Genomic DNA, 21,403 nt, shown 5'->3' with positions numbered 1-21,403 from the left:
TTGCCGAGCTGGCCAATTCATTGCAACTTCTCTGATCCGGGAGCAGAGCCCGGGTCAAAAACTTTCCTTGAGCCATTGCCCGACGCGGGCGAGACGGCCGTTTCCATTTCCGAGCGAGCCGATCAGGCCGCTCTGGGATGCATGTGTTTCGAGGTCCGCGACCTGCGGGTAGATCATCAGTCCGACGGCCGTCGAAAAGGCCGGGCCCTTGGCGGCAGCCGGCAAGCCGGAAATGCCCATCGGACGACCAATACGAACATTACGGGCCAGAATGTGACGGGCTGTCTCCGACAGGCCGGTCAACTGGCTGGCACCGCCCGTCAGGACCACGCGCTTGCCGACGATCGGGCTGAAACCGGATTTCTGGATCCGGTCACGAATCAGTTCCAGCGTTTCTTCGATGCGGGCCTTGACGATTCGGGTGACGAGCGAGCGTGGAACCTGGGTCGGCTGGTCGCGGTCGTCCTCGCCGATCGGTGGAACCGAAATCATGTCGCGGTCGTCTGCGCCGTTGGAGACGGCCGAGCCATGCACGACCTTCATCCGCTCGGCATCCTCGATCCGGGTCGAAAGACCGCGGGCAAGGTCCGTGGTGACGTGATGGCCACCGAGACCGATCGCATCCGTATGAACGAGCTTGCCTTCGGCAAACACCGAAATTGTTGTCGTGCCGCCGCCCATGTCGATCGCTGCACAGCCCAGTTCGACTTCGTCGTCGACAAGGGCTGCAAGGCCGCTGGCATAAGGCGTTGCCACCATACCCTCGACGGACAGATGCGCCCGGTTGATGCAGAGCTCGAGGTTACGCAGCATCACGCGCTCGGCGGTGACGACATGCATATCGACGCCCAGCATATCGCCGTACATCGCCAGCGGATCGCGGATCCCGACTTCGCCATCCAGCGTGAAGCCGGTCGGCAGCGAGTGAAGGATTGCGCGGTCCTGGCGAGCCGACTTCTGGCTGGCGGCGACGAGAACACGCTTCAGATCGGCCGATTCGACTTCCTGTCCACCGAGGTCGATCGATGCCGTATAGACGTCGCTGGTCAGACGACCGGCAGAAACATTGACGATGAGGCTGTCGACCGTGAGGCCGGCCATGCGCTCTGCAGCGTCAACCGCAAGACGGACGACGCTTTCCGCCGCATCGAGATCGCCGATGACGCCGGACTTGACGCCGCGCGAACGCTGGTGGCCGATGCCGATGATCTCGACATGATGGGTCCGACCCGGCAGGATCTGGCTTTCCTGCTTTGGCGTCAGCCGCGCAATCATGCACACGACCTTGGTCGAGCCGATGTCGAGCACCGAAACGATGTGGCTGCGCTTGGAAGACAGTGGCTTCATGTGCGGAAGCCCGTAATTGGAAGAACCGAATACACTCACGTCTCTCCTGCCTTCTTCAACGCCTTCGTGCGTGCCTCGACTGCCTCGTTGCGGCGTTCGGTGGCGGCAGAAGTAAGTTCAACGGTTGTGCGGTCGTGCAGGCGAAGATCGACGGCAGCGATGTCACGCTCCAGGATCCGTTCTTCCTTTTCCAGACGAGCCAGCACGCTGAGCGCGGTCTCGACCTGGGTTTCCGGCAGCTTCAGGACAACGCCGTTGTCGATGTGCAAATCCCAGCGACGACCGGCGACGCGGACGTACGCCTTTACCCGCGAGCGAAGCTCCGGCCACGCAGCCATCTGATCGACAAAAGCGGATGCGGCCTTGTCTGCTTCACGACCCACGAACAGCGGCAGGGAAGCGAACTTGCTGTCCCGCAGCGGCGCGATGATGGAACCGTTCTTTTCGATCAGAGCGAGATCCGAACCGTTCTGCCAGATCCCGAAAGCTTCGCGCTCCTTGAGCATGACTTCGATCGTGCGCGGATAGACTTTGCGGACTTCGGCATAGCGAACCCAGGGAAGCTCGGACAGCTTGCGGCGCGCCTGATCGACATCGAGAGCGACCAGCGAGGTCGTGCCATCGAGACCGAGAAGCTGAAGGATATCGATCTCCGACGTCTGGTCATTGCCCGAGACGCGAACGTCTTCGATGGCGAAACCGACGGCCGCTGTCGTCGCCTGAGCAACCGTCTGGGCATGACCGCCAAGCGACATTCCGTAGAGGCCGACAACCGCGAAGAAACCGAAAGTCGCGAACGTGCCGGTATGATCAGGGATATGGATGCGGCCCGTCGCAAGGCTCAAGCCGAAGCGGACGACGCGGCGCAGTGGACGCGGCAGTACACGACGCTCTTCAGCGCCGAGATAGTTTGCCCGGCCGTGATCGTCAGCTTTTTTGCTATTCAACGCAAACACGACGCGTCCTCCACCATCCAACGGACGAGACCACCAAAAGTATGACCAGCATGAACAGCCATCTCAGGCACAAGCGAGGTCGGCGTCATCCCGGGCTGGGTGTTGATTTCGAGCCAGATGACTTCGCCGTCTTCGGAAAACCGGTCGTCGAAGCGAAAGTCCGAGCGACTGACGCCACGGCACCCCATCGCCCGGTGCGCCTCAAGCGCCAAGGATTGAATTTTTTGGTAAATATTTGGTGAAATTTGTGCGGGAATGACGTGGCTCGAACCACCGACCGCATATTTCGCATCGTAGTCATAGAACGCGTCGCCGTTCGGGATGACTTCCGTCACACCCAGCGCCACGTCGCCCATGACGCCGCAGGTCAGCTCGCGGCCATAGACATAACGCTCGACCATCACCTGGCTGCCGTACTTCCATTCCGGCGAGGTAATGATCTGCGGCGGGTGAGACTGACCTTCCTTGACGATGACGACGCCGAAGGACGAGCCTTCGCGCACCGGCTTGACGACGTAAGGCGTGGCGATCGGATGCTCGTTGGTAAACTCATGGCGATCCATGACCTTGGCTTCAGCAACAGGAATACCGGCAGCCTTGGCCACGTGCTTTGCCTGCTGCTTGTCCATCGCGAGAGCGGAGGCCAGAACGCCGGAATGCGTATAGGGGATCTCGAGATATTCGAGCACACCCTGGATAGTGCCATCTTCACCGAAGGGACCATGCAGCGCATTGAAGGCGACATCCGGGCGCAGGCGGCCGAGAACCGCCGCGACGTCACGATCGACATCAACCCGCGTCACCTTGTAGCCCTCACCTTCCAAAGCCTCAGCACAAGCGTTGCCGGAAGACAGGCTGACCGGCCGCTCGGAGGAAAACCCTCCCATCAATACAGCCACATGCATGTCGTTCATCAACCACTCCCGGAAAAGGGCTTTAGGCTTAAGCGACATCGCTTGCGCCAAACTTGTACGACCAACGATTCTTTCTCAGATCTGATCGCCAGGCTATTGGTGCACCAAAATGGTTAACAAATCGTTTACTTTCCTTAATGGCAGAACCCAACAGGCTGAAATTGAAGCACAAATTAGATTTTGAAATGGTTAATGCAGGACTTGAGGTCGCAGGGTACCGCACGGGACATGGAGCTTGAACAGCTGCTCGAACGCGGTAAGATCGCAATGGATCAGGGGTGAAAACGTGCCGTTTATTGCGCGTTTTTTGTTTTACTCGTCAGAAAACTGCTGTATGTCGCAGCCGGCACTCCTAGAGAGCCGCATATTTAAATCTCCTGAATTGGAATCAGTATGACAAACGCGACGCCTCCCGCTTCGCCGTCAGCTGAGCCGTTAGCGCATGTTGCAATGAATTCTCCTGCACGCGTCCTGACGGCCAGCCTGGTCGGCACGACGATCGAGTTCTTCGATTTCTACGTTTACGCGACGGCTGCGGTCCTCGTCTTCCCGGCGCTGTTCTTCCCCAACAGCGATCCGACGACGGCACTGCTTGCCTCGTTCGCAACCTTCTCGATCGCATTTTTTGCCCGCCCGCTCGGTGCCGTCGTGTTCGGCCATTTCGGTGACCGGATCGGACGCAAGACAACGCTGGTTGCCGCACTTTTGACCATGGGCATTTCCACCGTGATCATCGGCCTGCTGCCGACCTATGAGACGATCGGCGTGGCAGCACCGCTGCTTCTGGCGCTTTGCCGTTTCGGCCAGGGCTTTGGCCTCGGCGGCGAATGGGGCGGTGCTGTTCTGCTCGCGACCGAAAACGCACCTCCGGGTAAGCGCACCTGGTACGGCATGTTCCCGCAGCTTGGCGCTCCTGTCGGCCTGTTCCTGTCTTCGGGCGTGTTCTGGATCCTGCTGCACTTCATGTCGCAGGATGCGCTTCTATCCTGGGGCTGGCGCATTCCGTTCATTGCATCGATCCTGCTGATTGCCGTTGGCCTTTGGGTACGCCTCTCGATCACCGAGACGCCAGCCTTCCAGAAGACGATCGACAAGCAGGAGCGGGTCGAGATCCCGGTCGTGGAACTGTTCCGCACGCACAAGCGCAGCCTGGCGCTTGGCACTTTCGTGGCGCTTGCAACCTTCGTGCTGTTCTACATCGGCTCGGCCTATCTTCTGTCCTACAACGTCAAGATCCTGAAGATGCCGTTCCTCGATGCGCTCGAGGTGCAGTTGCTCGGCTCGATCGTGTTCGGCATTTTCATTCCGATCGTTGGCAAGCTGGGTGACCGCTACGGACGCCGCGAGATGCTGATCGTGACGACGGTGCTGATCGGGCTGTTCTCGTTTGTCCTGCCGGCACTGATGACCAATGGCGAAGGCATGATCTTCCTGTTCGTCGTACTGGCGATGGTGCTGATGGGCATGACCTATGGCCTGATCGGAACGGCGCTGGCCGCGCCTTTCCCGACCGCTGTCCGCTATACGGGCTCGTCGATCACCTTCAACCTCGCCGGCATCTTCGGCGCGTCGCTTGCGCCCTATATCGCAACCTACCTGCAGGCCAATTACGGCATGGCCTATGTCGGCTACTATCTCGGCATCGCTGCCGTGATCACGCTGGTCTGCATCCTCCTGTCGGGCAAAGACGAAGTCTGAGCCACGGCGGAATCAAACTGACAAAAAAGCCCGCGAAGTCTCTGACTTCGCGGGCTTTTCGTTGTTGACCTGTCATGCCCTATTCGCCGGCATGCGGCGGCCTGCGCCGCTCTTTCCACTTTTCATAAGCCATCCATACCAAAGCAATGCCTGAAATGCTCAAAGGCAGGATGTAAAGATAGAAAGCTGCAGCGAAATTCATGGCCTCAGTTTTCCCAACATAAGCTGTGCAGCGAAATGTAGTACCAATGCGGTGAAAATCCAAGCCGTGGTCGAGGCAACGATTGATACCGAAATACCAAACGTGACGCCGTTATTGGACATCGATGCGATCGGAGCAATGAAGCCGGCCGCAACGGACGCGCTGGAGAGCCTGTCGAGCGCGTTGGCCCGGAGCTTGGTCCGTTCGTTGTGGACAAGAAGGAGCTTCCGCTCCTCCTTTCCAAAATCGAACGGGTCGCTCATGTCAGCTACTCCGTCGTCGCACCCTGGAAGGGTCGCACTTCCCTACCCGGCATGAAGATGCCGAGTCGCTTGATCTCCCATTCCAGCTTGATGCCGGATTTGTCGAACACGCGCTGGCGCACCATCTCGCCGAGATATTCGAGATCATAGCCGGTGGCATGGCCGATATTGATCATGAAGTTGCAATGCAGCGACGACATCTGGGCGCCGCCGTTCATCAGGCCGCGGCCGCCGGCCTCGTCGATCAGGTTCCAGGCGGAATGGCCTTCCGGGTTCTTGAACGTCGAGCCGCCGGTCTTTTCCTTGACCGGCTGCACGGTCTCGCGATGCTGGCGCACGGCGTCCATGTCGGCGCGGATCTTGGCACGGTCCTCCGGATAGCCCTCGAACACCGCATGGGTGAAGATCAGGTCCTTGGAGGCCGACGAATGACGGTAGCTATAGCCCATGTCTTCGTTGGAAAGAACATGCTCGTTGCCTTGGCGATCGACTGCATGAACTTCGACCAGACGCTCGGCAGTCTCCCCACCATTGGCGCCGGCATTCATGCGCAGCGCTCCGCCGATCGAACCGGGAATGCCGTAGTAGAAGGCAAACCCGCCGATGCCATTGTCCATCGCCATCGCAGCAAGGTGCTTGTCCGGGCAAATCGCACCGGCCTTGATCCGGTTGTCACCCACGAGATCGACCTGGCCGAAACCCTTGGCAGACAGACGGACCACGACGCCCGGAATACCGCCATCGCGCACCAGCAGATTGGAGCCGACGCCGACAACGGTCAACGGAACCTCTTGCGGCAGCATCTTGAGGAAAGTCGCGAGATCCTCGGCGTCATGCGGCTGGAACATCAGCTCGGCAAGTCCGCCCGCCTGAAACCACGTGACCCGATCCATCGGTGCATTCGGCGTCAGACGACCACGCAGGTTCTTGACGCCGTCCCCGAGTGACGTCAGCAGCTTTTCCCCATTCACTTGTTTCATTCTACTGTCCCGAAAATCTCTCAAGTTCCTTCGGCAACGACGCAGCCCATTGCGTGATGTTGCCTGCCCCCAGAAGCACCACGAAATCCCCCGGCTTCGCAATGCCGGAGACGATCGAAGCCAGTTCGCTCGGAGAGGTCATGTAACGCGCGTCGCGGTGGCCGCTCGATTTGATCCGCGACACCAGCGATTCTGAATTGACCCCTTCGATCGGATCTTCCCCCGCGGCATACACCGGCGCAAGGATGATACTGTCGGCATCGTTAAAACAATTCGCAAAATCGTCAAACAGGCTCGACAACCGGGAGAAACGGTGCGGCTGGTGGACGGCGATGACACGCCCCTGGCATGCCTCGCGCGCTGCCTTCAGCACGGCCTTGATCTCGACCGGATGGTGACCGTAATCGTCGAAGATGGAAACGCCGTCGACAGTGCCGGTCAGGGTGAAGCGGCGCTTGACGCCGGAGAAATTCGCAAGACCCTTGCGGATATTCTCTTCCGATATCCCGAGCCGGTTTGCGACGGCAATCGCAGCCGTTGCGTTGGAGATGTTGTGGCGGCCTGGCATCGGCAACACGAGATCCTTGAAGGTGAAGATCCGGCCGGTGCGACGGCGACGGATTTCCACGTCGAAGATCGACTTGGTGCCCTCCATGCGGATGTTCGAAAACCGCGCATCGGCCTGCGGGTTCTCGCCATAGGTGACGACCTTGCGGTCCTCGATCTTGCCGACCAGCGCCTGCACTTCCGGGTGATCGAGGCAGAGAATGCCGAAGCCGTAGAACGGCACGTTCTCGACGAATTGCCGGAAGGCCGCCCGCACCGCGTCGAAATTGCCGTAGTGGTCGAGATGCTCCGGATCGATATTGGTCACAACCGCGACGTCAGCGGGCAGTTTTAGGAAGGTACCGTCCGATTCGTCGGCTTCCACCACCATCCACTCGCCTTCGCCCATGCGGGCGTTGGTGCCGTAGGCATTGATGATGCCGCCGTTGATGACCGTCGGATCGAGATTGCCGGCTTCGAGCAATGCCGCGACCATCGAGGTCGTGGTGGTCTTGCCGTGCGTGCCGCCGATCGCGATCGCATTGCGGAAGCGCATCAGTTCCGCCAGCATTTCCGCGCGCCGGACGATCGGCAGCGATTTTTCGCGCGCAGCAACCAGTTCCGGGTTATTCTTCTTGATCGCTGTCGAAACGACCACGACTTCCGCATCGCCGAGGTTTTCGGCGGTATGGCCGACGAAAACCGGGATACCCTTGTCGCGCAGGCGCTGCACGTTGGCGCTATCGGCCTGGTCGGAGCCCTGAACGTTGTGGCCGAGATTGTGCAGCACTTCGGCGATACCGCTCATGCCGATCCCGCCGATGCCGATGAAATGAACGAGGCCAATAGCCTTCGGCATCTTCATGCCCGTACTCCCTTGAATTCTGCAATATTTTTACGTTCAGCAACCGCGGTGACGAGGTCTGCAAGTGCGATCGCCGCATTGGGCCGACCTGCCCGCTTGGCGGCTGCCGCCGTCTTTTCCAGCCGCTCCGGCTCATTCATGGCAGACGATATCATCGCCGAGAGGCGTTCCGGCGAAAGCTCGGACTGCGCCACGACCTCGGCTCCGCCGGTCGCAACGAGCGCCGCCGCATTGGCCGCCTGGTCGTGATCCAGAGCATAGGGATAGGGCACCAGAATGGACGGTCGCCCGATCACCGAGATCTCCGATACCGTCGATGCACCCGAGCGGCACACCACGAGATGCGCCGCCGCAAGACGCTCGGCCATATCGGGGAAGAACGGCGAGATTTCTACCTTTGAATTCAGCTTGCCGAAGCACGAGCCGACGCGGCCCTGATCCTCGGGGCGTGCCTGCTGTGTCACAACCAGCCTGTCCCGCTCGAATTGATCGAGAAGGCTCAAGGCTGTGGGCACGGCAGACGAGAAGAACTGAGCGCCCTGGCTACCACCGAACACGACGAGCCGGAACGGATCAGTTCCCCGCGACGCGACGTAGGGCACGTTTGCGGCTTCCAGAACCGCGGGACGCACGGGATTGCCGGTCGTTACGGTCTTTGCCGCGTATGTGCCGGTCGTTTCGGGAAGAAACCCGCCAGCGATCGCCTGCACCCTCGAAGCCAGCGCCTTGTTGGCGCGGCCCATCACCGCATTTTGCTCATGGATGATCGTCGGCACGCCCATGCCGGTCGAGGCCATCAATGGCGGGACTGTTGGATAGCCACCGAAGCCGACGACCGCGATCGGCCGCAAACGCGATATCAGCTTGCGCGCGGCGCGAAGACCGGTCCAGAGCTTCCAGGCAGTCCGCGCCATCGCGATCGGATTTTTCGATCCGAACGTCGCCGACGGTACGACATGAATCTCATCAGCCGGAAACTTGCCAGCAAAACGCTCGGCGCGGCTGTCGGTCACCAGATGCACGGAAAAGCCCCGTGCTTTCAGCTCGTGACCCAATGCTTCCGCAGGAAAAAGATGACCGCCGGTTCCCCCGGCGGCTAACAGAATAATGCCCTTGCTCATATACCTACTCCGCGGGAACTCCGGACGCGACGCGGAACAAGCTGCGTTCCTGCGCGCGCCGTTCCGGCCGGTGACGTGTGAGTGCCAGAATAAAACCAGCTGTCACACATATGGCGATCATCGACGATCCGCCATAGGAGATCAACGGAAGCGTCATTCCCTTGGCCGGCATCAACTCGAGATTGACGCCGATATTGATCATCGACTGTATGCCGATCTGCAGCACAAGGCCGGCGACGGCAAAGCGGTTGAAGTCGTTGCGCTCGTTGAAGGCATGCTTGAGGCCGCGCAGCACGATGAAGGCGAAGATTGCAACAAGCGCCATGCAGAAGATGATGCCGAATTCCTCGGCCGCGACGGAGAACACGAAGTCGGTGTGACTGTCGGGCAGGATCCGCTTGACGATGCCCTCGCCCGGCCCCTGGCCAAACCAGTTGCCGCGCACGATCGCCTCATGCGCTGTCTCCACCTGGAAGCGGTCGCCTTCGCCGGTCAGGAACTTGTCGAAACGGGCCGTCACGTGCGGCAGCATGTAATAGGCCGCAAGAAGACCGCCGACACCGACACCGCCAAGCAGAACGATCCAGAGCCACGGCATGCCGGCCATGAAGAACATGCCGCCCCACACGATGCTGGTCAGGATCGTCTGCCCAAGGTCGGGCTGCGCGACAAGAAGGGCCGCGACGATGCCGAACAGGATGATGGCGAAGAGATTGCCCGGAATTTCAGGCTGCCGTGCGTGCTCTGAAAACAGCCAGGCGCAGACCACCACGAAGGCGGGCTTCATGAATTCGGACGGCTGGATGGACAGCGCGCCAACACCGATCCAGCGCCGCGCCCCCTTGACCTCGACGCCGAAGAACAACGCCAGAACCATCGCGGCCAGCGAAAGAGCAAGAAGCACGATTGCGGTCCTTCGTACCTGACGCGGGGTCAGGAACGACAGGCCAATCATGATGGCGAGTGACGGAATGAGGAAAACCGCATGGCGTTCGACGAAGTGGAAGTCTGAGAGACCGATGCGCTGGGCAACGGCTGGCGATGCCGCAAACGACAACATGAACCCGATGCCCATCAGCATGATAAAGGCCGCCAGGAAAAAACGGTCGATCGTCCAGAACCAGTCTGCGAGCGGTCCACGGTCTGCGCGGCTTACCATATTCAGTTTCCTTTTCCGGTATCGACCAGCATGTCCACACTGTCGAGAGCTGCGACGAGTGCGACAAACGCATCGCCGCGCACTTCGAAATTCTTAAACTGATCAAAGCTGGCGCATGCCGGCGACAACATCACTGCCGACGAAACAGTGTCGGCTGCCGCATCTGCGGCTGCATGGGTAACGGCCCGTTCGAGCGTGCCCGAAATTTCGTAAGGGACCGTGTCTCCAAGAGTTGCTGCGAATGCCGGTGCTGCTTCTCCGATCAAATAGACTTTTGTTATATTCTGGAAGAGTGGTGCGAGGCTTGCGATGCCGCCTTCCTTGGGAAGACCGCCCGCAATCCAGTAGATCCGCTCATAGCTGGAAAGCGCAGGGGCCGCGGCTTCGGCGTTCGTTGCCTTCGAATCATTGACGAAAACAACATGGTCCCGTCTCCCGACCGGCTGCATGCGGTGCTTGAGGCCCGGGAATGACCGCAGACCGGCGCGGATGTCATCCGCAGAGACGCCGACCGCCAGGCAGGCTGCAATCGCCGCTGCCGCGTTCTGAGCATTGTGGCTGCCCTTCAACGTCGGGATGCCATCGAGGTCGACGAGCGCAGACGAAACGCCACCATTCATCTCGATGAGCCGGGTTGTCTCGGCATAGATACCATCGGCGACCGCATTACGCTTGGAAATGCGACGAACCTTGACGCCCGTGCGCTCGACCCGGTCGGCGATCAGCGTCGAATAGCTGTCGTCGACGCCGATGACGGCGGTCTTCGCCCCAGCAACCAATCGCTCCTTGATGTCGGCATAATGCTGCATCGTGCCGTGACGGTCGAGATGATCGGGCGTGAGGTTAAGCAATATGCCGGCCGTGGGATTGAGCGTCGGGGCCAGATCGATCTGGTAGGACGAGCATTCGACGACGTAATACCGTTCGGCCTTCGGCGGATCGAGCGTCAGGATCGCCGTCCCGATATTGCCGCCCAGTTGCGTGTCGCGCCCGCTTGAGCGCAGGATATGCGCAATCAGCGCCGTCGTGGTCGACTTGCCGTTGGTGCCGGTGATGGCGATGAACGGGCAATCCGGCGCATGCGCCCGGCGCTCGCGCACGAAAAGCTCCACATCGCCGATGATCTCGACGCCGGCAGCACGCGCCAGATCTGCGCTCCAATGCGGCTTTGGATGGGTCAGCGGAACACCCGGAGACAGGACGAAGGCCGCCTGCGCGCTCCAGTCGATGGTTCTCAGGTCCGCCGTCTCGATGCCGGCAACGTTTGCCTTGGCGACGCTGTCAGGATTGTCGTCCCAGGCCAGAACCGTGGCACCGCCGGCAACCAGCGCCTGCGCGGTCGCCAGCCCCGAACCACCGAGACCGAATAGTGCGACACGTTTTCCGCTGAACGTCGTGACCGGGATCATCGGATCACCGCAGCTTGAGGGTCGAGAGGCCGAGCATCGCGAGGCCGACGGCGATGATCCAGAACCGGATCACGACCTGGCTTTCGGTCCAGCCAAGCTTTTCGAAATGGTGATGGATCGGCGCCATCAGGAACACACGCCGGCCGGTCATCTTGAAGAAGCCGACCTGAATGATCACGGACATCGTTTCCATCACGAACAGGCCGCCGATGATCGCCATGACGATCTCGTGCTTGGTGGCGACGGCAACCGAACCGATCAGGCCGCCGAGTGCCAGCGAACCGGTATCGCCCATGAAGATCGCAGCCGGCGGGGCGTTGAACCAGAGAAAGCCGAGGCCAGCCCCGATCACCGCGCCCATGATGACGGCGAGCTCACCGGTTCCGGGGACAAAATTGATCTGCAGATAGCCTGCAAAGACGGCGTTACCGACCAGATAGGCAATCACCCCGAACGACGCGGCGGCAATCATGACCGGCACGATCGCCAACCCGTCGAGACCGTCAGTCAGGTTGACCGCATTGCCGGCTCCGACGATGACGAAGCCACCGAACAGGATGAAGAAATAGCCGATATTGATCAGGAAATCCTTGGCGAAGGGAAAGGCGACCGAGGTTGCCAGATGCGGGTTTCCCGCCGGCTCCGTCACCATCGCAAGCCGCATCATGAAGAATACGGCGATGCCGGCGATCAGGAACTCGATGCCGAGGCGCGCCTTGCCGGAAAATCCCTTGTCGGTCTGCTTGGTGACCTTGAGATAGTCGTCGTAAAAACCGATTGCGCCGAAGCCGAGCGTCACGAGCAGCGTGGCGACCACGTAGATGTTGGAAAGATCGGCCCAGAGCAGCGATCCGCCGACGATGCCGGCGAGAATCATCAGCCCGCCCATGGTCGGCGTACCGGCCTTCTTGAAATGGGTCTGCGGTCCGTCGGCGCGGATCGGCTGACCCTTGCCCTGACGGATTCGGAGTGAATTGATCATCCGTGGCCCGAACATGAAGACGATGAACGCCGAGGTGAAGAGCGCCGCTCCCGTCCTGAACGTGATGTATCGGAACAGGTTGAAGAACTGAATCTTGTCTGCCAGTTCCACGAGCCAGATCAGCATAAAGGGCCCTTTCAAAAAAGCCGCGTCGTCTTAAGGTTGGCGGTCCGTGTCGGAAAAAGCCGGGTAGTTGTCAAGCAGCGCGGCAACGATCTTGCCGAAACCAAGCCCAAGTGACGACTTCACCATCAGCACGTCGCCGGGAATGACGGAGCGCACGACGTATTCAGTCAGTGCGTCCGTCGTTTCGAAATACTGTACGTCGACACTATCAGGCAGCGCATCCCGCAGAGCGGCCATTTCCTTGCCGGCGAGCCAGACGTGCTCGATCCCGGAGGCGAGCAATGGCCCGCCCAGCTCTTCGTGCACCTGGGCCGAGAACTCGCCCATTTCCAGCATGTCGCCGAGGACGGCAATGCGGCGACCGGTGAGTTCCGGTGCTGTCGCTGCGAGCAGGGAGATCGCGGCCCGAACGGAGGCAGGATTAGCGTTGTAGCTCTCGTCGATCAGCGTCAAATGGCCTTCGCCAATACCGAGACGATGGCGCTGTCCCCTGCCCTTGACGGCCTTGAGTTCGGCCAGCGCCTGCCCCACCGAGCCCATGTCAGCACCGAGGAGGAGCGCCGCTCCTAAAACTGCCATGGCATTTTCGGCGATGTGGCGGCCAGGTGCGCCGATTACGAACTCCTTCGTCTCGCCATTGAGAACGGCCCAGATAACGGAGCTCTCGGCATTGCCCTCGAAATCGGCAAGGCGATAGTCGGCCTTTGCATGCTGGCCAAACGTCATGACGTGGCTGACGCCCAACTCGTGGGCTTTCTGTTCCAGCATCGCAAACTGTGCATTGTCGTGGTTGAGGATGGCAGCCCCGCCAGGCTCGATACCCTCAAGGATCTCGGCTTTGGCAGCCGCGATCTCTTCGAGACTGTTGAAATGCCCGAGATGGGCGGCCGCAATCGTCGTGATGATCGCCACATGCGGGCGCACCATCTTGACCAGCGGCCGGATCTCGTCGGCATGGTTCATGCCGATCTCGAACACGCCGAAATCCGTATCGGACGGCATGCGCGCAAGCGTCAGCGGGACGCCCCAGTGATTGTTGAACGAGGCGACGGCCGCATGCACCTTGCCGGACGGGGCAAGCGCATGCCGCAGCATTTCCTTGGTCGTCGTCTTGCCGACCGAACCGGTCACGGCAACGATACGGGCGCGGCTGCGGTCACGCGCCGCGATCCCGAGCTTGACGAGTGCGGCCAGCACGTCCTCGACGACGATCATCGGGATCGTCAGACGGCCCATTGCCGGCAGCTTCGCTTCTGAAACGACGATCAGCGATGCACCGTTGGCAATCGCCATGCTGGCATAGTCATGCCCGTCGACCCGGTCACCCTTGATGGCGAAAAACGCTTCACCCTCGGTGATTCCGCGGCTGTCGATCGAAAGACCGGTGACGCCTTCCGGCATCTGCCCGATCGGCCGGCCGTCCATGACGGTGGCCATTTCCTGCGAGGTCCAAAGAAAGCTCACGATGCTACGCCCTCCGCCAGGTCCTGCAATGCCTTGCGCACTTCGACATGATCGGAGAACGGCAATGTCGTTGCCCCAACCGTCTGTCCTTCCTCATGCCCCTTGCCGGCAACGATCAGCGTATCGCCAGTTTTGAGCAGTCCGACCGCGTGACGGATTGCCTTTGCCCTGTCGGCGATCTCTTCCGCGCCCGGCGCTGCCGCCATGATCTCGGAGCGGATCGTGGCTGGCTCCTCGGAGCGAGGATTGTCGTCGGTGACGATCACCACGTCCGCGAGGCGGGTGGCAATCTCCCCCATGATCGGACGCTTGCCCTTGTCGCGATCTCCGCCGCAGCCGAACACAACGACCACGCGGCCGGTGGTGAACGGACGCACGGAGCTCAGAACGTTCTCGAGCGCATCGGGCTTGTGGGCGTAATCCACATAGGCAAGCGCGCCATCCTTCGTCTGGCCGACAAGCTCGAGCCGGCCGGATGCGCCGACGAGCTTTTCAAGCGCTGCCATGGCAACAGCGGCCGGAACGCCGGTCGACATCGCAAGTCCTGCGGCAACCAGCGCATTGGCCACCTGGAAGTCGCCCGCGAGCGGGATATCGACCTCATAGATCTTGCCGTCCGCATGGATCTCCGCGGTCTGCTTGTGACGGAAGTGCTCGACACGCTTCAGGCAGAGATAACCGCCCTTGCGCCCGACGGTCCGGATGCTGAGGCCTGAAGCAAGTGCCACCTCGATCGCAGTTTCAGTCCAGCGGTCGTCGGCAAAGATCACGGCCGGAGCGCCCGCAGGTGCCAGCGTATCGAACAGCCGCATCTTGGCGGCCATGTAGCTCTCGACGGTCGGATGGTAGTCCATATGGTCGCGGCCAAGATTGGTGAAACCGACAGCCGACAGCTTGACGCCGTCGAGACGGCTCTGGTCGAGACCGTGGCTGGACGCTTCCATCGCCGCGTGGGTGACGCCTTCGGACGCGAGTTCCGCCAGTAGCTTCTGAAGCTCGACGGGATCAGGCGTGGTCAGCGAGCCGTAATCGTTGCGATCAGGCGAGACGACGCCCGTCGTGCCGATCTGTGCAGCCGCATAGCCGGCATAGGCCCAGATCTGCCGGGTGAAGGACGCAACCGAAGTCTTGCCCGCAGTGCCTGTTACCGCAACCATCGTCTTAGGCTGAGCGCCATACAGCCGAGCGGCAGCGATTGCCAGAAAGCGGCGTGGATTGTCCACGACCACAACCGGGATGCTGCTGTCTGCTGGATGGGACGCGATGGCGACAACCGCGCCCTTGGCGGCGGCATCGTCGACAAAGCGCGACCCGTCAGCCTTGCTTCCGGCAAGAGCTGCAAACAGCATGCCTTCGGCGATTTGCCGACTGTCCGAGGAAAGACCGAGAATATCCACATCACCGGCTGGTCCAGCCAGGATATCGGCCGCTTCCGGAAAATCGTCTCCGGCAAGATCGCGCAGTTTCATCGGTAATCTTTCCATCTAACAGCAGGCTCCCTCACGAATCGAGGGCCCGTTCTTGATCCTCAATAAGACACAAGCAGGGCAGAACCGTCATTGCCGAATTTTGGCTTTACACCGAGAATGGGAGCAGACCGCGCGATAATCTCCTTGACCATGGGTGCTGCGGACATCGCAGCGAGTGCGGCGCCATTGCCCTTGTCGGTCTTCGGCTCGTCGCTGAAGGACAGGACGACATAGCGCGGATTGTCCATCGGGAAGGCAGACAGAAACGCGTTGAAGTTCTTGTCGTGGGCGTAGCGGCCGTTGACGACCTTGTCCGCCGTTCCGGTCTTGCCGCCCACATTGAAGCCGGCCACGCGCGCATTGCGGCCCGATCCGTTGATGCCGTTCCATTCGAACAGGAAGCGCATGTCCTTGCTGGTCGTGGGCTTCATGACCTGGGTGGCGATCTCGTCGGCCTGCGCCTGGGTGCGGGGCAGGAATGTCGGCGGAACGAGCTTGCCGCCGTTGACCAGTGCCGCACCGGCAACAGCCGTCTGCAGTGGCGTCGTCGACACGCCGTGACCGAACGAGATGGTGATGGAGTTGATCTTCTTCCATTCGCGTGGCTGACTTGGCATCGCGATTTCCGGCAGTTCGGTCTTCATCCGGCTGAGAAGTCCAAGCCGCGTCAGGAAGTCCTTGTGTCCCGCAATGCCGACCATGTCGGCGATCTTCGCCGTGCCGATGTTCGAAGAATACTGGAAGATTTCCGGAACGCTCAACACGCGCCCCTTGCCATGGAAGTCCTTGATGGTGAAACCGCCGATGCGGATCGGGAAGCGCGCATCGAACGAGCTCTGCAGGTTCATCTTGCCGTCATCGAGACCCATGGCGAGCGTGAAGGATTTGAAGGTGGAGCCCATTTCGAACGTGCTGTTCGACATGCGGTTCATCCAGCCCTTTTCAGCGTCCACGCCATTCGGGTCGTTCGGATCGAAATCCGGTGCCGATGCCATGCCGAGGATTTCACCGGTGTGAACGTCGATGACGACGGCGCCTGCACCGATCGCCGAGTATTTGCCGATCGATTCGGCAACGACCTGCTGAACGATTGCCTGGACGCGCAGATCGATCGACAACTTGACCGGCTCAAGCGGCTGATCGGAGGTCATGCCGACGGCCGCAAGGTCCGCGAGACCCTGGGAATCGATGTAGCGTTCCATTCCGGCGACGCCGCGGTTGTCGATATTGACGTAACCGACGAGATGCGCAGCAGTTCTGCCACCGGGATAGAAACGGCGCTTCTCAGGCCGGAAACCGATGCCCGGGATGCCGAGTGCCAGGATCTGGCTCTGCTGCTTCGGGGTCAGCTGGCGACGCAGCCACTGGAAATGCGAATTGGAGCGAAGCTTCGTATACGTGCCCTTCACGTCGAGATCGTTCAGCACGGTCGCGAGCTTTTCGATCACCTCGTCGGCGTCGACGATCTTGTGCGGCTCGGCAAACAGCGAGACGGTGCGGATGTCGGTGGCCAGCACCTCGCCGTTGCGGTCGACAATATCCGGGCGCGACGCCATGAACCGGTCTGCCGGCAGAATGCTCGACGTTACCTCAGGCATCGCAAAGCCGTATTGCACGAGACGTCCGCCGATAACGCCGTAGAACGCGACAAAGCCGGCGATCAGGAGGCCGACGCGGTTTTTCGCCTGGGCGGACTTGCGCTTGCGCGTACCTTCAAAGGACGCGCCGCGCATCGTTGGGCGGCCACGGCCACCGGCCGAAAAATGCGCCCTGCTCTTCAAAACCATGATTCGTGACAGGAAGGACATCAGCGTCTCACCGATCCGGTTGAATGAACATCAAGAGTGGAAGCACCACGGTTTTTGGGTACCGGTATTTTGGACGGAGGCCTGGACTTTGCAGCCTCGACGCCCTTCAGCGCCGCTGCGACTTCACTGTCCTTGCCGGAAATGATGTCCTCGATGGTGGTCTCGGGCTGCGGCAGACGCGACTTCATCATCGGCAATTCCTTGGGCATGGCGAGTTGCGTCGTATCGGTCGCGCCAAGGCCGAGCTCGGTGCCATAGACGCCGATCAGCCGGTGAAGACGGTTCGGCTGGGTTAGAAGCGCCCAGTCGGCCCTCAAGAGATCGATCGTATCTTTCTCGAGCCTGATCTCGGTTTCGAGACGCCGGACCTCTTCAAGTTTCTCATCGGCGCGATGCTTGATCGAATAGGTCACGACAGCCGTTGCCGTCATGACGCCGATCAGCACGAGATCGAAGCTTCTCAACATCCGTCAGACCCCCAATGTCGAAAGGCTTGCGAGGCTCGGCAGGTCGAAGATCGACATGTCGGAACCGCGCGATTTTGCTTCGGTGCGGATACCGGCGCGCAGCTTGGCGGAACGGGCGCGCGGATTGATCTCCGCCTCCTCCTCGCTTGCCGCCACCATCGCCTTGCCGAGCGGATCGAAGATCGCTTCCTTCACCGCAACCATCGGCAGATGTCTGGAGCCGGAGGTCTTGGACGAGCGATCGGCGAAGAACTGCTTGACGATCCGGTCTTCCAGCGAATGGAAGGTGACGACCACGAGCCGGCCACCGGGCTTCAACGCCTGCTCGGCGGCAAACAGCGCCTGTGCCAGCTCGCCGAGTTCGTCGTTGACGAAAATGCGCAGCGCCTGAAAAACACGCGTCGACGGATGGATCTTGTCCTTGGCTTTACGCGGATTGACGCTCTCGATGAGATTGACGAGATCGCGCGTCGTGCGGAAGGGCTCGGTCACGCGGCGCTTTTCGATGGCACGTGCGATACGACCGGAATGTTTTTCCTCGCCGAGAAAGCCGAAGATGCGGATGAGATCGCCGACCTTCGCGCGATTGACGACATCAGCCGCCGATACGCCATTGCTCGACATGCGCATGTCGAGGGGACCGTTGCGCTGGAACGAGAAGCCGCGCTCGGCCTCATCGATCTGCATCGAGGACACGCCGATATCGAGCACGACGCCATCGAGCCCGCCTTCCGGCGCATGATCGGCAAGCTGCGAGAACTGTGAATGAATGAGAGAGAGGCGACCGGCATGCGCGGCGACGAGCGCCTGTCCATTGGCGATTGCGGAAGGATCGCGATCAAGGCCAATGACGTCAGCACCGGCTGCCAGCAGGGCGGACGAATAACCGCCCGCCCCGAAGGTGCCATCAAGGATGACCTTGCCAGGAAGAGGCTGAAGCGCCTCCACCACTTGGTGCAGAAGAACTGGAATATGGCGAACCGGTCCGCCTTCGGGCTCAGTTTGACCTTCGCCTGGATTCGCCGACATCCCGCTCTCCTGTACTATGCGGGACGTGAACTCAAACGTCCCTCCCGTGCTGCCGCCTGCGCCTCGTGAAATGCTTGCGGCTGCCAAAGCTGAAAATGATCCGAACGCCCGACGAAAGTGACTTCCGAGCTGATACCCGTGAAATCCCGGATGAAATCCGAGACCATCAGCCGGCCTTCCGCATCGAGCCTCATGAAGACACCGCCGCCGTGAATCAGCAGCGACATCCTGTTGGCGTCCGGTGAAAACGGATCGACGGACGCAATCTGCCGCTCGTAGCGATCGAGCAGATCCGGACCGCCGACGCTGATCGCCGGATAGATGAAATCCTGGAGGCAGTAGAGCTCCTGAATTCCGCGCTCGGAAAGAACCGCGCGAAAGCCGGCAGGCACAGAGACCCGCCCCTTCGTATCGATCCTGTTCGTCGCATTCGACAGGAAGCGGCTCATCGCAACAAACACCCGCCCCGTTCGCAAAAGACACGGGAAACTTCCCGCCAGACTGCTTGGATTCAAACAAGAAAGATCCGTGCGGATAAGCAGATGCTTGCCCGATTGTGAGATCGAAACTCTTGATTTGATGGGCAAAAAGCCCTTGTGCAGTGCGAATTTGGGATACCATGGGACCATATGGGCGTCAATGGGAGAGGCCCTGCAAGCTCCTCCATGTTCGGATTTATTTATAAGCTGTTAAGTTTAACAAAGGGTTATTGAGCGCTTTGGAGAAACTGCCTTTGCGACCCTTCGCAAGTGATATTTTGACAGTTGCTAAGAGCCGGAAACGCAAGGCGCTTTCCGGCCTGCTCATATAAAAAGCGGCACCGAAATTGGGCAATTTGCATGTCAGATTGCCCCGTCGGGGACGGGCACAATTGACGAATCAGAAGAGAGTAGTGACCAGTTGGCCTGTAAGCCGGGTTCTGTATGGCCCCGGTGCGAACACCGGAACGTGGCAGCCATTCATCTGGGACGCCGTTTACACGTCGCCTCGCGCAACCCACCCGGATGACTGGCCCGGAAACAGGCTGTAGACGTACTTGCGCACGTCCCGCGTCATCCCTATTCGGTCTTGCTCCCGGTGGGGTTTACCATGCCGCTTCCGTTACCGGTCGCGCGGTGGGCTCTTACCCCACCCTTTCACCCTTACCCCGCTATCTCATCGACCCTTGCCGCAATGCGTCATCCGGTCGATCAGAAAGCGGGGCGGTTTCCTTTCTGTGGCACTGTCCCTAGGGTCGCCCCCGCCGGACGTTATCCGGCACCGTGTTTCCGTGGAGCCCGGACTTTCCTCACCCTACCGCCTTTCGGCATTGGTAAAGTGCGGCTGCCCGGCCAACTGGTCGCGCGGCTCTTAGCCGAGATGCGCGGATAAGGCCATAGGCCTACCGGTATTCCGCATGGAAATCGACCGGATAGCCATCGTCGATGATCGACCCGTGGAAAATCAGTTCGGCGCCGAGCCGGCCTATCTCGTCGGAACTCTTGGCGGCAGCGCCACAACCGCCGGTCAGAACACCGATCCGGTCGGACGCCGTCATGGCGATGGCCGGATAGTTGTTCGGCGTGAAAGACGTGACGCAGGCTGCCATGGAAGATCGCGACAGATCGAGCCTCGGCATCAGCCGTTCCATCACGTCGGTCAGGTGGCGCCGGGTCGTCTCGCGTCCGCCGCTCTTGAACCAGTCCCGTATCTCGGGCTCTGACGGCAGCAGAAGATCGTCCGGATCGCCGCCGATCTTCACATAGGTTTTGCCATCACGATAACGGACCGGAGGCAGAAGGTAGATCCCGTCATCCTCCTCGTTCCATTTCCAGATCAGCGATGGCATGGCCTTCAGCTCCTCCATCGCCCCCTCGCCGACCTCGTAGAACGCGATGGTCCTTGCATAGACTGAGAGATCGAGACGAGCGCCGACAAGTGCCTCGTTGATGGAAAAGCCGCCTGCCGCCACAAGCACCTTTTCGGCCGTGTAACTGCGCCCTTCCGCCGTCGTCACGGTCACGATCGCTCCGTCCTGGCTTACGGCCGAAACGGTCTCGGCAATCAGCGTGGCACCCTGGCGGTCCGCAAGCATGACTTGCGCCTTCACCAGCCGGCGCGGATTGATGTGCCCCGCCCGCTTCTCCTCCCAGACGCCTTCGGCGCCATCCTGAAAGGCGAAATACGAAAACCGGTTCGAAAGCGCATCATGCCCCAGCGTTTCGGTCTCGACCCCGAGCCGCCCGGCGGCATCGAGCACGCGACCGACATAGGATGGCTGCCCGGCGCGCCCAGGCCCGACCATCAGACAACCGACTTCCGAGTAGAAATCGATACCGCTTTCGGCCGCGATCTCGCCGTAGCGCTCGATCGAACGATTGGCGAGGCGGGCCCAGACGGGATCCTGATCGATCGTCCGGGTGATGCGCGCCTCGTCGTAATGGCTTGCGAACACGCCGTCATGCCGCTGGTAATCGTCAGGTTCGCCCGGCCCGATCAACGCCACACCATCGGTCCATTTGGAAAGATGCCGGGCCGCTGCCGCCCCCATCATGCCGCTTCCGATGATGATGTATTTGAACCGCGCCGCCATGCCCTGTCCTTTCGATTCCCTAGCTC

19 protein-coding genes and 1 other RNA gene are annotated in these 21,403 nt (G+C 60.6%); 1 reads left to right on the top strand and 19 read right to left on the bottom strand.

Annotated elements, in window-relative coordinates; translation table 11 throughout:
- Positions 1 to 54 precede the first annotated feature (54 nt).
- Genes ftsA through BLW69_RS06245 form a run of 3 tightly spaced genes read right to left on the bottom strand, consistent with a single transcriptional unit; the run spans position 55 to position 3,217 of the window.
- Entirely contained in the window at positions 55 to 1,386 is a 1,332-nt protein-coding gene (ftsA, locus tag BLW69_RS06255; protein ID WP_062581091.1) for a cell division protein FtsA, read from the bottom strand.
- Positions 1,383 to 2,303 (bottom strand): cell division protein FtsQ/DivIB, encoded by a 921-nt coding sequence (locus BLW69_RS06250; RefSeq protein WP_062456190.1) that lies wholly within the window; start codon positions 2,301 to 2,303, stop codon positions 1,383 to 1,385. Before BLW69_RS06250 ends, ftsA begins: the two co-directional genes overlap by 4 nt.
- A complete protein-coding gene (locus tag BLW69_RS06245; RefSeq protein WP_092660620.1) occupies positions 2,291 to 3,217 on the bottom strand; it encodes a D-alanine--D-alanine ligase in 927 nt (308 codons plus the stop codon). The genes BLW69_RS06250 and BLW69_RS06245 overlap by 13 nt, the downstream gene beginning before the upstream one ends.
- Before the next feature lie 393 nt (positions 3,218 to 3,610).
- Between BLW69_RS06245 and BLW69_RS06240 the strand changes: the two genes are divergently transcribed.
- Positions 3,611 to 4,915, top strand: a complete 1,305-nt coding sequence (locus BLW69_RS06240) for an MFS transporter (protein ID WP_062581096.1) — start codon at positions 3,611 to 3,613, stop codon at positions 4,913 to 4,915.
- A gap of 79 nt (positions 4,916 to 4,994) precedes the next feature.
- Here the strand turns inward: BLW69_RS06240 and BLW69_RS23095 are convergent, their stop codons facing one another.
- The 16 genes from BLW69_RS23095 to BLW69_RS06165 form a co-directional block, all read right to left on the bottom strand.
- Positions 4,995 to 5,117, bottom strand: coding sequence for a hypothetical protein (locus tag BLW69_RS23095; protein ID WP_280141282.1), 123 nt, complete (start codon positions 5,115 to 5,117; stop codon positions 4,995 to 4,997).
- Positions 5,114 to 5,380 (bottom strand): hypothetical protein, encoded by a 267-nt coding sequence (locus BLW69_RS06235; protein ID WP_092660619.1) that lies wholly within the window; start codon positions 5,378 to 5,380, stop codon positions 5,114 to 5,116. Before BLW69_RS06235 ends, BLW69_RS23095 begins: the two co-directional genes overlap by 4 nt.
- A gap of 5 nt (positions 5,381 to 5,385) precedes the next feature.
- Positions 5,386 to 6,360: a UDP-N-acetylmuramate dehydrogenase gene (murB, locus tag BLW69_RS06230; protein ID WP_092660617.1), complete on the bottom strand. Its 975-nt coding sequence runs from the start codon at positions 6,358 to 6,360 to the stop codon at positions 5,386 to 5,388.
- Between the two features lies 1 nt (position 6,361).
- Positions 6,362 to 7,771, bottom strand: a complete 1,410-nt coding sequence (murC, locus tag BLW69_RS06225) for a UDP-N-acetylmuramate--L-alanine ligase (protein WP_062456179.1) — start codon at positions 7,769 to 7,771, stop codon at positions 6,362 to 6,364.
- Positions 7,768 to 8,892: an undecaprenyldiphospho-muramoylpentapeptide beta-N-acetylglucosaminyltransferase gene (murG, locus tag BLW69_RS06220; protein WP_092660615.1), complete on the bottom strand. Its 1,125-nt coding sequence runs from the start codon at positions 8,890 to 8,892 to the stop codon at positions 7,768 to 7,770. Before murG ends, murC begins: the two co-directional genes overlap by 4 nt.
- Before the next feature lie 4 nt (positions 8,893 to 8,896).
- Positions 8,897 to 10,051: a putative lipid II flippase FtsW gene (gene ftsW, locus BLW69_RS06215; protein WP_062456173.1), complete on the bottom strand. Its 1,155-nt coding sequence runs from the start codon at positions 10,049 to 10,051 to the stop codon at positions 8,897 to 8,899.
- Between the two features lie 2 nt (positions 10,052 to 10,053).
- Positions 10,054 to 11,460: a UDP-N-acetylmuramoyl-L-alanine--D-glutamate ligase gene (murD, locus tag BLW69_RS06210; RefSeq protein WP_092660614.1), complete on the bottom strand. Its 1,407-nt coding sequence runs from the start codon at positions 11,458 to 11,460 to the stop codon at positions 10,054 to 10,056.
- 4 nt (positions 11,461 to 11,464) lie between these two features.
- The gene (gene mraY / locus BLW69_RS06205) at positions 11,465 to 12,568 is read right to left on the bottom strand and encodes a phospho-N-acetylmuramoyl-pentapeptide-transferase (protein WP_062456167.1); all 1,104 of its coding nucleotides are present in this window, start codon (positions 12,566 to 12,568) and stop codon (positions 11,465 to 11,467) included.
- 30 nt (positions 12,569 to 12,598) lie between these two features.
- The gene (locus BLW69_RS06200; protein ID WP_092660612.1) at positions 12,599 to 14,032 is read right to left on the bottom strand and encodes a UDP-N-acetylmuramoylalanyl-D-glutamyl-2,6-diaminopimelate--D-alanyl-D-alanine ligase; all 1,434 of its coding nucleotides are present in this window, start codon (positions 14,030 to 14,032) and stop codon (positions 12,599 to 12,601) included.
- Entirely contained in the window at positions 14,029 to 15,501 is a 1,473-nt protein-coding gene (locus BLW69_RS06195; RefSeq protein ID WP_092660611.1) for a UDP-N-acetylmuramoyl-L-alanyl-D-glutamate--2,6-diaminopimelate ligase, read from the bottom strand. Before BLW69_RS06195 ends, BLW69_RS06200 begins: the two co-directional genes overlap by 4 nt.
- Before the next feature lie 59 nt (positions 15,502 to 15,560).
- Positions 15,561 to 17,309, bottom strand: a complete 1,749-nt coding sequence (locus tag BLW69_RS06190) for a peptidoglycan D,D-transpeptidase FtsI family protein (protein ID WP_062456158.1) — start codon at positions 17,307 to 17,309, stop codon at positions 15,561 to 15,563.
- Positions 17,309 to 17,776 carry a cell division protein FtsL gene (locus BLW69_RS06185; protein WP_062456155.1) on the bottom strand — a complete coding sequence of 156 codons (468 nt, stop codon included), beginning with the start codon at positions 17,774 to 17,776 and terminating at the stop codon, positions 17,309 to 17,311. Before BLW69_RS06185 ends, BLW69_RS06190 begins: the two co-directional genes overlap by 1 nt.
- Positions 17,777 to 17,779: 3 nt before the next feature.
- Positions 17,780 to 18,805 (bottom strand): 16S rRNA (cytosine(1402)-N(4))-methyltransferase RsmH, encoded by a 1,026-nt coding sequence (gene rsmH, locus BLW69_RS06180; RefSeq protein ID WP_062456153.1) that lies wholly within the window; start codon positions 18,803 to 18,805, stop codon positions 17,780 to 17,782.
- Positions 18,806 to 18,819: 14 nt separating this feature from the next.
- Positions 18,820 to 19,254, bottom strand: coding sequence for a division/cell wall cluster transcriptional repressor MraZ (gene mraZ, locus BLW69_RS06175; RefSeq protein ID WP_062457964.1), 435 nt, complete (start codon positions 19,252 to 19,254; stop codon positions 18,820 to 18,822).
- A 443-nt stretch (positions 19,255 to 19,697) separates the two neighbouring features.
- Positions 19,698 to 20,144, bottom strand: an RNA gene (gene rnpB, locus BLW69_RS06170) — RNase P RNA component class A.
- A gap of 42 nt (positions 20,145 to 20,186) precedes the next feature.
- Positions 20,187 to 21,377 carry an NAD(P)/FAD-dependent oxidoreductase gene (locus BLW69_RS06165; protein ID WP_092660609.1) on the bottom strand — a complete coding sequence of 397 codons (1,191 nt, stop codon included), beginning with the start codon at positions 21,375 to 21,377 and terminating at the stop codon, positions 20,187 to 20,189.
- Positions 21,378 to 21,403: the final 26 nt, after the last annotated feature.

Source organism: Rhizobium sp. NFR12 (genome assembly GCF_900108545.1).
Classification (GTDB): Bacteria; Pseudomonadota; Alphaproteobacteria; order Rhizobiales; family Rhizobiaceae; genus Neorhizobium; species Neorhizobium soli.
This window is presented reverse-complemented; position numbering and strand designations above follow the sequence as displayed.

Excerpts from the sequence above, each read along its gene's own strand:
- BLW69_RS23095 (WP_280141282.1), bottom strand. The coding sequence starts at position 5,117 with ATGAATTTCGCTGCAGCTTTCTATCTTTACATCCTGCCTTTGAGCATT.
- mraZ (WP_062457964.1), bottom strand. The coding sequence starts at position 19,254 with ATGAGCCGCTTCCTGTCGAATGCGACGAACAGGATCGATACGAAGGGG.
- murB (WP_092660617.1), bottom strand. The coding sequence starts at position 6,360 with ATGAAACAAGTGAATGGGGAAAAGCTGCTGACGTCACTCGGGGACGGC.
- BLW69_RS06240 (WP_062581096.1), top strand. The coding sequence starts at position 3,611 with ATGACAAACGCGACGCCTCCCGCTTCGCCGTCAGCTGAGCCGTTAGCG.
- ftsW (WP_062456173.1), bottom strand. The coding sequence starts at position 10,051 with ATGGTAAGCCGCGCAGACCGTGGACCGCTCGCAGACTGGTTCTGGACG.
- BLW69_RS06190 (WP_062456158.1), bottom strand. The coding sequence starts at position 17,309 with ATGTCCTTCCTGTCACGAATCATGGTTTTGAAGAGCAGGGCGCATTTT.
- BLW69_RS06245 (WP_092660620.1), bottom strand. The coding sequence starts at position 3,217 with ATGAACGACATGCATGTGGCTGTATTGATGGGAGGGTTTTCCTCCGAG.
- mraY (WP_062456167.1), bottom strand. The coding sequence starts at position 12,568 with ATGCTGATCTGGCTCGTGGAACTGGCAGACAAGATTCAGTTCTTCAAC.
- BLW69_RS06165 (WP_092660609.1), bottom strand. The coding sequence starts at position 21,377 with ATGGCGGCGCGGTTCAAATACATCATCATCGGAAGCGGCATGATGGGG.
- BLW69_RS06235 (WP_092660619.1), bottom strand. The coding sequence starts at position 5,380 with ATGAGCGACCCGTTCGATTTTGGAAAGGAGGAGCGGAAGCTCCTTCTT.
- murC (WP_062456179.1), bottom strand. The coding sequence starts at position 7,771 with ATGAAGATGCCGAAGGCTATTGGCCTCGTTCATTTCATCGGCATCGGC.
- BLW69_RS06195 (WP_092660611.1), bottom strand. The coding sequence starts at position 15,501 with ATGAAACTGCGCGATCTTGCCGGAGACGATTTTCCGGAAGCGGCCGAT.
- murG (WP_092660615.1), bottom strand. The coding sequence starts at position 8,892 with ATGAGCAAGGGCATTATTCTGTTAGCCGCCGGGGGAACCGGCGGTCAT.
- rsmH (WP_062456153.1), bottom strand. The coding sequence starts at position 18,805 with ATGTCGGCGAATCCAGGCGAAGGTCAAACTGAGCCCGAAGGCGGACCG.
- murD (WP_092660614.1), bottom strand. The coding sequence starts at position 11,460 with ATGATCCCGGTCACGACGTTCAGCGGAAAACGTGTCGCACTATTCGGT.
- BLW69_RS06185 (WP_062456155.1), bottom strand. The coding sequence starts at position 17,776 with ATGTTGAGAAGCTTCGATCTCGTGCTGATCGGCGTCATGACGGCAACG.